Origin of the sequence: Pseudomonas sp. Irchel s3h17, from assembly GCF_900187505.1 — a bacterium.
Taxonomy (GTDB): domain Bacteria; phylum Pseudomonadota; class Gammaproteobacteria; order Pseudomonadales; family Pseudomonadaceae; genus Aquipseudomonas.
This window is the reverse complement of record NZ_FYDL01000007.1, coordinates 49,224-61,943: the sequence shown is the minus strand read 5'-3', so window position 1 is coordinate 61,943 and position 12,720 is coordinate 49,224. Positions and strand designations below refer to the sequence as shown.

At 60.5% G+C, this 12,720-nt stretch carries 11 protein-coding genes; all 11 read left to right on the top strand.

The features are described 5' to 3' along the window. Positions 1-374 precede the first annotated feature (374 nt). The 11 genes from CKW25_RS11455 to CKW25_RS11405 all read left to right on the top strand — a co-directional run bounded on the left by CKW25_RS11455 (position 375) and on the right by CKW25_RS11405 (position 12,703). A complete protein-coding gene (locus CKW25_RS11455) occupies positions 375-2,600 on the top strand; it encodes an NADP-dependent isocitrate dehydrogenase (protein WP_095079291.1) in 2,226 nt (741 codons plus the stop codon). 126 nt (positions 2,601-2,726) lie between these two features. Further along, the gene (locus CKW25_RS11450; protein ID WP_095079290.1) at positions 2,727-3,173 is read left to right on the top strand and encodes an NUDIX hydrolase; all 447 of its coding nucleotides are present in this window, start codon (positions 2,727-2,729) and stop codon (positions 3,171-3,173) included. Between the two features lie 59 nt (positions 3,174-3,232). Beyond that, the gene (gene mnmA, locus CKW25_RS11445) at positions 3,233-4,366 is read left to right on the top strand and encodes a tRNA 2-thiouridine(34) synthase MnmA (RefSeq protein ID WP_095079289.1); all 1,134 of its coding nucleotides are present in this window, start codon (positions 3,233-3,235) and stop codon (positions 4,364-4,366) included. Continuing rightward, a complete protein-coding gene (hflD, locus tag CKW25_RS11440; RefSeq protein ID WP_095079288.1) occupies positions 4,363-4,986 on the top strand; it encodes a high frequency lysogenization protein HflD in 624 nt (207 codons plus the stop codon). Before mnmA ends, hflD begins: the two co-directional genes overlap by 4 nt. A gap of 128 nt (positions 4,987-5,114) precedes the next feature. Next, entirely contained in the window at positions 5,115-6,485 is a 1,371-nt protein-coding gene (gene purB / locus CKW25_RS11435) for an adenylosuccinate lyase (RefSeq protein ID WP_095079287.1), read from the top strand. An 84-nt stretch (positions 6,486-6,569) separates the two neighbouring features. Next, positions 6,570-7,736 (top strand): cupin domain-containing protein, encoded by a 1,167-nt coding sequence (locus CKW25_RS11430; RefSeq protein ID WP_095079286.1) that lies wholly within the window; start codon positions 6,570-6,572, stop codon positions 7,734-7,736. After that, positions 7,729-8,151, top strand: coding sequence for a GNAT family N-acetyltransferase (locus CKW25_RS11425; RefSeq protein WP_095079285.1), 423 nt, complete (start codon positions 7,729-7,731; stop codon positions 8,149-8,151). Before CKW25_RS11430 ends, CKW25_RS11425 begins: the two co-directional genes overlap by 8 nt. A gap of 236 nt (positions 8,152-8,387) precedes the next feature. Then, positions 8,388-9,125 carry a secretin N-terminal domain-containing protein gene (locus CKW25_RS11420; RefSeq protein ID WP_095079284.1) on the top strand — a complete coding sequence of 246 codons (738 nt, stop codon included), beginning with the start codon at positions 8,388-8,390 and terminating at the stop codon, positions 9,123-9,125. A 502-nt stretch (positions 9,126-9,627) separates the two neighbouring features. Further along, positions 9,628-10,953, top strand: a complete 1,326-nt coding sequence (gene aceA / locus CKW25_RS11415) for an isocitrate lyase (protein WP_095079283.1) — start codon at positions 9,628-9,630, stop codon at positions 10,951-10,953. A gap of 651 nt (positions 10,954-11,604) precedes the next feature. Beyond that, a complete protein-coding gene (locus tag CKW25_RS11410; RefSeq protein ID WP_095079282.1) occupies positions 11,605-12,018 on the top strand; it encodes an NADH-quinone oxidoreductase subunit A in 414 nt (137 codons plus the stop codon). 10 nt (positions 12,019-12,028) lie between these two features. After that, positions 12,029-12,703, top strand: a complete 675-nt coding sequence (locus CKW25_RS11405; RefSeq protein ID WP_095079281.1) for an NADH-quinone oxidoreductase subunit B family protein — start codon at positions 12,029-12,031, stop codon at positions 12,701-12,703. The last annotated feature ends 17 nt before the right edge of the window (positions 12,704-12,720 follow it).

The following is a 12,720-nucleotide window of genomic DNA, read 5'->3' as shown; positions in this document are numbered from 1 at the left end:
GCAAAGGGAAAAGCGCCAAACTCAAGCACTTTGACTGACTCCACCCCCGGTTGCGGGTGCGACCTTTAGACCAATGGACGAGAGGAGTTGCGTATGAACCATCGGCGTTTTGCCAGCTACCTATGTATAATGCCGCCGCTGACCACAGAGTCACGACGGCCGACCGCTCTGCGACAGGAAATGTAGCCGAGACCCGAGGCCCGAAAAGCCGGACTGTTACCGCAGTCCACCCGCTTGACGCTCGACTGATGCACCCAACATCACCGCGAAGAAATCTCGACATTCGGCTCATGGATGACTTTGAACGAACGCGCTTACCCGGCGCCCCTCGAGTTTCTGCGCACGCTCTAGCAAAGAAGAGAGTTAATCCGAATATGCCCACCCGCTCGAAGATCATCTACACCTTCACCGACGAAGCTCCCGCCCTCGCCACCTATTCCCTGCTCCCGATCGTTGAAGCCTTCACCGCTTCAGCCGATATCGCTGTCGAAACCCGCGATATCTCGCTGGCAGGTCGTATTCTGGCCAGCTTCCCCGAGCAACTGGGCGACAAAGCCGTAGCCGACCACCTCGCCGAACTGGGCGCCCTGGCCGTTACGCCTGAAGCCAACATCATCAAGTTGCCGAACATCAGCGCTTCGGCTCCACAACTGCAAGCCGCGATCAAAGAGCTGCAAGCCCAGGGCTATGCCCTGCCGGACTACCCGGAAACCGTTACCAGCGATGCCGACAAGGACGCCAAGGCGCGTTACGACAAGATCAAGGGCAGCGCGGTCAACCCGGTTCTGCGCGAAGGCAACTCCGACCGCCGCGCTCCGCTGTCGGTCAAGAACTACGCACGCAAGCACCCGCACAAAATGGGCGCCTGGGCCAAGGACTCCAAGTCCCACGTCGCTCACATGAGCACCGGCGATTTCTACGGCAGCGAAAAAGCCGCCCTGATCGACGCCGCTGACGCCGTCAAAATCGAACTGATCGCCCAGGACGGCACCTCCACCGTCCTGAAGGCCAAAACCACCGTACAAGCCGGTGAGATCCTCGATTGCGCGGTCATGAGCAAAAACGCGCTGCGCAGCTTCATCGCCGCCGAGATCGAAGACGCCAAGGCCAAGGGCGTGCTGCTGTCGGTTCACCTCAAAGCCACCATGATGAAGGTCTCCGACCCGATCATGTTCGGCCAGATCGTTGCCGAGTTCTATAAAGACGCACTGGCCAAGCACGCTGACGTGCTGGCTCAAATCGGCTTCAACCTGAACAACGGCATCGGCGACCTGTACGCTCGCATCAAGGCCTTGCCGGCCGAGCAACAAGCTGCGATCGAAGCCGACATCCAGGCGGTCTACGCCGCTCGTCCGTCGCTGGCCATGGTCAACTCCGACAAAGGCATCACCAACCTGCACGTGCCGAGCGACGTCATCGTCGACGCCTCGATGCCGGCCATGATCCGTGACTCCGGCAAAATGTGGGGCACCGACGGCCAGCTGCACGACACCAAGGCAGTGATCCCGGATCGCTGCTACGCCACCATCTACCAGGCGGTGATCGAAGACTGCAAGCAACACGGCGCCTTCGATCCGACCACCATGGGCAGCGTGCCGAACGTTGGCCTGATGGCGAAAAAAGCCGAAGAGTACGGCTCCCACGACAAGACCTTCCAGATCAAGGCCGACGGCGTGGTTCGCGTTTCCGACAGCGCCGGCCGCACCCTGCTGGAGCAAGCGGTTGAAGCCGGCGACACCTTCCGCATGTGCCAGACCAAGGACGCACCGATCCAGGACTGGGTCAAGCTGGCCGTCAACCGTGCTCGCGCAAGCGGCACCCCGGCGATCTTCTGGCTGGATCCGATGCGCGCCCACGACGGCGTGGTGATCGAGAAAGTTCAGGCCTACCTGAAGGATCACGACACCGCCGGCCTGGACATCCGCATCATGTCGCCTGTCGACGCGATGAAGTTCACCCTGGACCGTACCCGCGAAGGCCTCGACACCATCTCGGTGACCGGCAACGTGCTGCGCGACTACCTGACCGACCTGTTCCCGATCATGGAACTGGGCACCAGTGCCAAGATGCTGTCGATCGTGCCACTGATGAACGGTGGCGGCCTGTTCGAAACCGGCGCTGGCGGTTCGGCTCCGAAGCACGTTCAGCAACTGCTGGAAGAAAACTTCCTGCGCTGGGACTCCCTGGGCGAGTTCCTGGCCCTGGCCGCCTCCCTCGAGCACCTGGGCGTTACCTACAACAACCCCAAGGCGCTGGTTCTGGCCAAGACCCTGGACCAGGCCACCGGCCAGTTCCTGGACAACAACAAGTCGCCATCGCGTAAAGTCGGCAACATCGACAACCGCGGCAGCCACTTCTACCTGGCGCTGTACTGGGCTCAGGCCCTGGCCGCCCAGACCGAAGACGCTGCGCTGCAGGCCCAGTTCACCCAACTGGCCAAGACCCTGACCGAGAACGAGGCGACCATCGTTGCCGAGCTCAACGCCGTGCAGGGCAAGCCAGTGGACATCGGCGGCTACTACCACGCCACCACCGAGCTGATCAGCAAGGCCATGCGCCCGAGCAACACCTTCAACGCGGCGATTGCTGCGCTGGTGTAAGGTTGTAAGGGAACATCACAAACCCCGGCCCTGTGCCGGGGTTTGTGTTTCTGGCCTTTCACAAAACCGAATGAACACACAATCCCACAGGTAAAGAATTTCAACATTCAAAATCGAGGGCACCTTATGGATTGGCTACCCCACATCACCGTCGCCACTATCGTCGAGGACAACGGCCGCTTCCTGATGGTCGAAGAACTCAAGGCCGGGCGCACAGTGCTCAATCAACCCGCCGGCCACCTGGACCCGGACGAAACCCTGATCGAAGCCGCCGTGCGCGAAACCCTTGAGGAAACCGGCTGGGACGTCGAACCGACCGGCGTGATCGGCATTTACCTCTACACCGCCCCCAGTAACGGCGTAACCTATCAACGGGTCTGCTTCAGCGCCAAACCGCTGCAACACCATCCGGACCTTCAACTGGACGACGGCATCGTCGGCGCCAAGTGGCTGACCCGCGACGAGCTCATGAATCAGCGCGACCACTGGCGCAGCGAGCTGATCATCCGCTGTATCGACGATTATCTGGACGGCCAGCACTTCGACCTCGAACTGATCCGCCCTTCTCTTTAGCCTTGTGGGCCCGGGCCTGCTAGAATCGCGTCCTTTTTCAAGACACTCATTAAACTCCTATGCGTGATCCAGCCCCTTCTGACACTCAAAAGAAGCGCGTCATTGTCGGCATGTCCGGCGGCGTGGACTCTTCCGTTTCTGCCTTACTGCTGATCGAGCAGGGTTACCAGGTGGAAGGCCTGTTCATGAAGAACTGGGAAGAGGACGACGGTACTGAGTACTGCACCGCCATGGATGACCTGGCAGACGCCCAGGCCGTGTGCGACAGGATTGGCATCAAGCTGCACACCGCCAACTTCGCCGCCGAGTACTGGGACAACGTGTTCGAGCACTTCCTGGCCGAATACAAGGCCGGTCGCACGCCGAACCCGGACATCCTGTGCAACCGTGAAATCAAGTTCAAGGCGTTCCTCGACTACGCCATGGTGCTCGGCGCCGACCTGATCGCCACCGGCCACTATGTGCGCCGCCGCGACATCGATGGCCGCACCGAACTGCTCAAGGGCCTGGACCCGAACAAGGACCAGAGCTACTTCCTGCACGCCGTGGGCGGTGAACAGATCGCCAAGACCCTGTTCCCGGTTGGCGAGCTGGAAAAACCCGAAGTGCGCGCGATCGCCGAGAAACACGACCTGGCCACCGCCAAGAAGAAAGACTCCACCGGCATCTGCTTTATCGGCGAGCGACGCTTCAGCGACTTCCTCAAGCAATACCTGCCGGCCCAGCCAGGCGAAATCAAGACCACCGAAGGTGAAGTGATCGGCCGCCACCATGGCCTGATGTACCACACCATCGGCCAGCGCCAGGGCCTGGGCATCGGCGGCCTGAAAGACGCCAGCGACGAGCCGTGGTACGTGTTGATCAAGGACCTGGAGCACAACGAGCTGATCGTCGGCCAGGGCAACGACCACCCGTGGCTGTTCTCCCGCGCCCTGCTCACCTCCGAGATCTATTGGGTCAACCCGATCGACCTGAGCGAGCCACGCCGCCTGACGGCGAAAGTACGCTACCGCCAGGGCGACCAGCCCTGCACCCTGGAAAAAACCGCCAGCGGCTACCGCGCCATCTTCGACGACCCGCAACGCGCGGTCACCCCGGGCCAGTCGGTCGTCTTCTACGACGGTGAAATCTGCCTCGGTGGCGGCGTCATCGAAGTCGCCGAACCCTGGCACAGCAAGGATTCGCGCCCATGAGCCCGACCCAGGAGCAACTGACGGCGCTGGGCGGCGTGTTTCTGGCCGCCGTGCTGGTGGACAAGATTGCCAAGACCGGCCAGGTCGGCGAGGCCGGCCTGACCTGCATGCTCGGCAGCCTGCTGATCCGCGACCCCAAGGACACCCTGGAAGTCTACGGCGGTGACGACCTCAATTTGCGCGAAGGTTATCGCGCGCTGATCGGCGCCCTCGAACGCGACCCCAACACCCTGCAACGCGAACCACTGCGCTACGCCCTGTCGATGCTGGGCCTTGAGCGACAACTGGCCAAGCGCGAGGACATGCTCGAAGTCATCGGCAAGCGTCTGCCCCAGATCCAGTCCCAGGTGGAACATTTCGGCCCGGCTCACGAAAACGTGATTGCTGCCTGTGGCGCGCTGTACCAGGACACGTTGAGCACCTTGCGCCAACGCATCCAGGTGCACGGTGACATGCGCAACCTGCAGCAACCGAGCAACGCCTCGAAGATCCGTGCCCTGCTGCTGGCCGGCATCCGCTCGGCGCGCCTGTGGCGGCAACTGGGCGGTCATCGCTGGCAGCTGGTGATCAGCCGGCGCAAACTGCTCAAAGAACTGTATCCACTGATGCGCAGCAGCTGAACCGCGCCTGAAACATCGCTCTTTTAGTCTGTAACGCGTAATACGCTGGTCAGTTGGCAACGGACCGGCGGATTTTTTCATGTATGATACGCGCCCCATTTCGTTGCCCGACTGTCCGAGAACACCCCATGCAGCTCTCTTCGCTCACTGCGGTTTCCCCTGTTGACGGCCGCTACGCCGGCAAAACCCAGGCCCTGCGCCCAATTTTCAGCGAGTACGGCCTGATCCGCGCTCGCGTACTGGTTGAAGTGCGCTGGCTCCAGCGCCTGGCCGCTCACCCCGCCATCAGCGAAGTGCCGGCGTTCTCCGCGCAAGCCAACGCTGCACTGAACACCCTGGCGGAAAACTTCTCCCTGGAACACGCCGAGCGTGTCAAAGAGATCGAGCGCACCACCAACCACGACGTCAAGGCCATCGAGTACCTGCTCAAGGAGCAGGCGGCCAAGCTGCCGGAGCTGGCCAAGGTCAGCGAGTTCATCCACTTTGCCTGCACCAGCGAGGACATCAACAACCTGTCCCACGCCCTGATGCTGCGCGAAGGCCGTGATGAAGTGATGCTGCCGCTGATGCGCCAGACCGCCGAGGCCATCCGCGAACTGGCGATCCGTTTCGCCGACGTGTCGATGCTGTCGCGCACCCACGGCCAGCCGGCTTCGCCGACTACCCTGGGCAAGGAACTGGCCAACGTGGTTTACCGCCTGGAGCGCCAGATCGCTCAGGTCGCCGCCGTTCCGCTGCTGGGCAAGATCAACGGCGCCGTGGGCAACTACAACGCCCACCTGTCGGCCTACCCGCAGATCGACTGGGAAGCCAACGCCCGCACCTTCATCGAAGAAGAGCTGGGCCTGGGCTTCAACCCGTACACCACGCAGATCGAGCCGCACGACTACATCGCCGAGCTGTTCGACGCCATCGCGCGCTTCAACACCATCCTGATCGACTTCGACCGCGACATCTGGGGCTACATCTCCCTGGGCTACTTCAAGCAGCGCACCATCGCCGGCGAAATCGGTTCCTCGACCATGCCGCACAAGGTCAACCCGATCGACTTCGAAAACTCCGAAGGCAACCTGGGGATCGCCAACGCACTGTTCCAGCACCTGGCGAGCAAACTGCCAATCTCCCGCTGGCAGCGCGACCTGACCGACTCCACCGTACTGCGCAACCTCGGCGTGGGCTTTGCCCATAGCGTGATCGCGTACGAAGCCAGCCTCAAAGGCATCAGCAAGCTGGAGCTCAACGCCCAGAAGATCGCCGCCGACCTGGACGCTTGCTGGGAAGTACTGGCCGAGCCGATCCAGACCGTGATGCGCCGCTACAACATCGAAAACCCGTACGAAAAGCTGAAAGAACTGACCCGTGGCAAGGGCATCAGCCCTGAAGCACTGCAGACTTTCATCGATGCACTGGACATGCCTGCCTCTGCCCGTGCCGAGCTGAAACTGCTCACCCCGGCCAACTACATCGGCAACGCCGTGGCACAAGCCAAACGCATCTGACTGTCGCTTGACCTCTTGAGACGCCCGGCAGCGCCGGGCGTTTTTATTCCCGTATGAAAAGTGCTTTTTTTCAATAGGTTACACATGAATCCTGACATTCCTCTTCAACTTCTGGGCGGCATCACGGCACGGGAATTCCTGCGCGACTACTGGCAGAAAAAACCCCTGCTGATCCGCCAGGCGATCCCTGACTTCGAAAGCCCGATCGACGCCGACGAACTGGCCGGCCTGGCGCTGGAAGAAGAAGTCGAATCGCGCCTGGTCATCGAACACGGCGAGCGCCCGTGGGAATTGCGCCGCGGCCCGTTCGCCGAAGACGAATTCAGCAAGCTGCCAGAGCGCGAGTGGACCCTGCTGGTACAGGCAGTGGATCAGTTCGTGCCGGAAGTCAGCGAGCTGCTGGAGCACTTCCGCTTCCTGCCGAGCTGGCGCATCGACGACGTAATGATCAGCTTCGCCGCACCAGGTGGCAGCGTCGGCCCGCACTTCGACAACTACGACGTGTTCCTGCTGCAAGGCCATGGCAAGCGCAACTGGAAAATCGGCCAGATGTGCGATTCCGAGAGCCCGCTGCTGCAACACGCCGACCTGCGCATCCTGGCCGAATTCGAAGAAACCGCAGAATGGGTACTGGAACCGGGCGACATGCTGTACCTGCCGCCGCGCCTGGCCCACTGCGGCGTGGCGATCGACGACTGCATGACCTACTCGGTCGGCTTCCGCGCCCCTAGCGCAGCTGAAGTGCTGACCCACTTCACCGACTTCCTCAGCCAGTTCCTGCCTGACGAAGAGCGCTACACCGACGCCGACGCACAGCCAGCCGTCGACCCGCACCAGATCCAGCACGACGCCCTCGACCGCCTGAAAAGCCTGCTGGCCGAGCACATGAGCGACGAACGCCTGCTGCTGACCTGGTTCGGCCAGTTCATGACCGAGCCGCGTTATCCGGAACTGGTGGTTGGCCCGGAACTGGAAGAAGACGACCTGCTGAGCAGCCTGGAACAAGGTGCCGTGCTGATCCGCAACCCGAGCACGCGCCTGGCGTGGTCGGAAGTGGACGACGACCTGCTGCTGTTCGCCAGCGGCCAGAGCCGTTACCTGCCAGGCAAACTGCGCGAACTGTTGAAAATGATCTGCGCCGCCGACTCCCTGCATATCGACAACCTCGGCCAATGGCTGAGCGATGAAGACGGCCGCAGCCTGCTGTGTGAACTGGTCAAGCAAGGAAGCCTGGGGTTTGCCGATGAATAAGATTCACGTAAGTGTCGCAGACTGGCAGAAGGATAACGCCGAGATCCGGCGCATTCGTGAAGCGGTATTCATCGCCGAGCAATCGGTTCCGCCTGAGCTGGAGTGGGATGCCGACGACGCTAGCGCCGTGCATTTCCTCGCCCTTGAAGGCGACTTCCCCATTGGTACCGCCCGCCTGCTGCCCGATGGCCACATCGGCCGGGTATCGGTACTCAAGGACTGGCGCGGCCTGAAAGTCGGCGACGCCTTGATGCAAGCGGTGATCGGCGAAGCCGAGAAACGCGGGCTCAAGCAGCAGATGCTCAGCGCCCAGGTGCAGGCCACGGCGTTCTACGAGCGCCTGGGCTTTCGCATCGTCAGCGAGGAATTCCTGGAAGCAGGGATTCCCCACGTAGACATGGTGCGCGGCGCCTGATCCCCCGTGGCGAGGGAGCTTGCTCCCGCTGGGTCGCGAAGCGGCCCAAAAATTATTAGGGCTGCTACGCAGCCCAGCGGGGGCAAGCCCCCTCGCCACAAATGCACGTCGACAACACCCCAAAACGCCCCGCCATTCTCGGATGCCGGGGCGTTTTGCTGTCTACGATTCAACTTGCCCCACCGCAGGCCGACAAACTGGCACTATCCAGCTATTTGAACGCGGAGATAACGGACATGTCCCTACGCACCCTGCTCACCACGCTGCTGCTGACCTGCAGCCTTTCGGTCATGGCCGCGACCGAGGTGCTACCCCTCAACCATCGCACCAGCGCAGACCTGTTGCCGGTTGCACAGAACTTCATCGGCAAGGACGGCACCGTCAGCGCCTACGGCAATCAACTGATCGTCAACGCCGAACCCGGCAAGATCGACGGACTCAAGGCCCTGCTAGCGCAATTGGACACCGCCCCCAAGCGCCTGCTGATTACCGTCGACAGCAGCGAAAACAACCAGCAAGACAGCGGCGACCCGCAAACCCGGATCATCAGCTACAGCACCGCCAGCCGCGAGGGCGGCATCCAGCAGATTCAGGCCAGCGAAGGCGTTCCCGCGCTGATCCAGACCGGCCAGAGCGTGCCGCTCACCAGCACCCGGACCGACACCGACGGCCGCCTGCTCAGCCAGACCGAATACCGCAACGTCACCCAGGGCTTCTACGTCACCGCCAGCGTCACCGGCGAAACCGTACACCTGGCCATCAGCACCAACCGTGACCACATGAGCCAGGAACGCCCCGATGTAGTGAACGTACAAAGTACCGACACCAGCGTCAGCGGCCGCCTGGGCGAATGGATCACCCTGGCCGGCATCAACCGCCAGAATCAGGCCGGAAAACAAGGCATGACCCGCCACTACGGGACTCAAGGCCGGGATGACATGACCTTGCGGGTGAAAGTCGACACCTTGGACTGAGACACCGAAAACTGACTGATTAGTCGTATTAGACCAAAGATGTAGTGCCTGAAAAAAAGCACTACAAAACGTTTGACGAGGCAAAAAAGCGAAGGCATGATGGCCTCGCTCCCGCTAATCAGAGGCCCTGGCAAGGGCCTTCGGATCGCCGCTCTCACCTTATCGACCTGAGCCGATTCGTGTCTGTACCGCCCACAAGGTGTGTTTGACGAGGTTGCGACTGGAACGAAGTTGTCCCGAGGGACGGAAGCGTAATAGGTAGCCCGGCACCACACTGATGATCGTATGAAGGCCCACGACGCCCGAATGCGCCCGACAGCTCGCCCTTACCTGCTCAGCCTCCTCCTCGAGTCCACCGCTCATCCCGTCGCCTCCTGCGCCAAACCGACTTGAGTCCTCAAGCTTCTGGTCAGCGAGCAGCCATCTACGCCCCACTTTGAATGTGCGTACGTGGCGGAACAGGAATTTTCCACCCAAGACCTATGCGACGAGGTTTATCTCCATGGCACTGACACGCGAACAGCAAATTGCAGCCCTTGAAAAAGACTGGGCTGAAAACCCGCGCTGGAAAGGCGTGACACGCACTTACTCCGCTGCTGACGTCGTCCGTCTGCGTGGCTCGGTTCAACCTGAGCACACCTTTGCAAAAATGGGCGCTGAAAAGCTGTGGAACCTGGTCACCCAGGGTGCCAAGCCAGCCTTCCGTCCTGAGAAAGATTTCGTCAACTGCATGGGCGCCCTGACCGGCGGCCAGGCCGTACAACAGGTCAAGGCCGGTATCCAGGCCATCTACCTGTCGGGCTGGCAGGTTGCTGCGGACAACAACTCTGCAGAATCGATGTACCCGGACCAGTCCCTGTACCCGGTCGACTCGGTTCCGACCGTGGTCAAGCGCATCAACAACGCGTTCCGTCGCGCCGACCAGATCCAGTGGAAAGCCGGCAAGAACCCGGGTGACGCTGGCTACATCGACTACTTCGCGCCAATCGTTGCCGACGCCGAAGCCGGTTTCGGCGGCGTCCTGAACGCCTACGAGCTGATGAAGAGCATGATCGAGGCAGGCGCCGCCGGCGTTCACTTCGAAGACCAACTGGCTTCCGTGAAGAAATGCGGCCACATGGGCGGCAAGGTACTGGTGCCAACCCAGGAAGCCGTACAGAAGCTGACCGCTGCCCGCCTGGCGGCTGACGTTGCCGGCACGCCGACCATCATCCTGGCACGTACCGACGCTAACGCGGCTGACCTGCTGACGTCCGACTGCGACCCGTACGACCAGCCGTTCGTGACTGGCGAACGTACCCAGGAAGGTTTCTACAAAGTACGCGCTGGCCTGGACCAGGCGATCGCTCGCGGCCTGGCCTACGCTCCGTACGCCGACCTGATCTGGTGCGAAACCGCCAAACCGGACCTGGACGAGGCTCGTCGCTTCGCTGAAGCGATCAAGAAGGAATACCCGGACCAACTGCTGTCGTACAACTGCTCGCCTTCCTTCAACTGGAAGAAAAACCTGGACGACGCGACCATCGCCAAGTTCCAGCGTGAACTGTCCGCCATGGGCTACAAGCACCAGTTCATCACCCTGGCCGGCATTCACAACATGTGGCACAGCATGTTCAACCTGGCGCACGACTACGCCCGCAACGACATGACCGCCTACGTGAAGCTGCAGGAGCAGGAATTCGCTGACGCGGCCAAGGGTTACACCTTCGTGGCTCACCAGCAGGAAGTGGGCACCGGCTACTTCGACGACATGACCACCGTGATCCAGGGTGGTTCGTCCTCGGTAACCGCACTGACCGGCTCTACCGAAGAAGAACAGTTCCACTGATCTGCTTCTGAGTAAACGGCCGTTGCGGACCGAGTAGAAAGCTAACCGCAGCGCTGCACATCTGACGCCCCGACTGGTTCGGGGCGTTTTTTTGCGCGTGATTTCTCAGTAACACAGCCCCCCCTGTAGGAGCGAGCGTGCTCGCGAAGGACTCCAACGATAACGCGTCCTGTCTGAACGACCGCGTTTTCCGGACGTTTTTTCGCGAGCAAGCTCGCTCCTACAGGGGACGGTGGCGCATGCAGTAAATCATTGATCCAGAGCGCCATCGCCACCCGAAAAATCAGCTAAAACACACGCCGTCGCTACTTACAGTTACGCGCATGTAAGACAACTTCCCGACTCTTACCTCGTTTAACAGTTTAAAAACCGACCCAAACAATATTGATTATCATTTAGCCATGACGATGTTCGTTACATTCCCTACAAAACAATATTGATGAAAACCCGGCTAATGCCCGCAACGCAAGGGCTGCGGGGGTTTGGAGCAGCGCTATGTCCTTATTCTTATAAATAATTTCGCCACAGAAAATTTACTTGCCCGGTGTTTAGCCATAAAATCAGCGGGATTGATTGCGCTGCGACATATCGTCACTGCTTTATTTCTATATCAAGCTCAGAGACCTTTGCTCTCTGTTAAGGATTACCAGCATGCCCGAAGCGACAGGACTCATGGCCCACAACTGGGGCTTTGCCATTTTCCTTCTGGGTGTCGGCGGCCTTTGTGCCTTCATGCTCGGCGTCTCCAGCCTCCTCGGGTCAAAAGCCTGGGGCCGCAGCAAAAACGAACCGTTCGAGTCCGGCATGCTACCTACAGGTGGCGCCCGCTTGCGGCTCTCAGCCAAATTCTATCTGGTCGCGATGCTGTTCGTGATCTTCGATATCGAAGCCCTCTTTCTCTTTGCATGGTCTGTGTCCGTCCGCGAAAGCGGCTGGACCGGATTCGTCGAAGCTCTCGTTTTCATAGCAATTCTGTTGGCAGGCCTTGTCTACCTATTCCGAGTGGGCGCCCTTGACTGGGCTCCGGCAGCTCGTCGTAAGCGGCAAGCGAAGCTGAAACAATGAGGCTTTGGCAATGCAATACAATCTCACCAGGATCGACCCGGATGCTCCTAACGAGCAGTACCCGATCGGCGAACGGGAAACCGTTTCCGATCCGTTAGAAGATCAAGTCCACAAAAACATCTTCATGGGCAAGCTGGAAGACGTGCTGAACGGCACGATCAACTGGGGGCGCAAGAACTCCCTGTGGCCGTACAACTTCGGTCTTTCGTGCTGCTACGTGGAAATGACCACCGCCTTCACGGCGCCCCACGACATCGCGCGCTTTGGCGCCGAGGTTATCCGGGCATCGCCGCGCCAGGCGGATTTCATGGTTATCGCCGGTACCTGCTTCATCAAGATGGCGCCGATCATTCAGCGTCTCTACGAGCAAATGCTCGAGCCTAAATGGGTTATCTCCATGGGTTCGTGCGCCAACTCCGGTGGCATGTACGACATCTACTCCGTCGTTCAAGGGGTGGACAAGTTCCTGCCCGTGGACGTCTACGTGCCTGGCTGCCCGCCCCGCCCTGAAGCTTTTCTGCAAGGCTTGATGCTTTTGCAGGAGTCGATTGGCCAGGAGCGTCGCCCACTTTCCTGGGTCGTAGGTGATCAAGGCGTCTATCGCGCCGAGATGCCTTCGCAAAAGGATGCGCGCCGCGAACAGCGTATTCAGGTCACCAACCTGCGCAGCCCCGACGAAGTCTGATCCAGATCTGTTCTTAC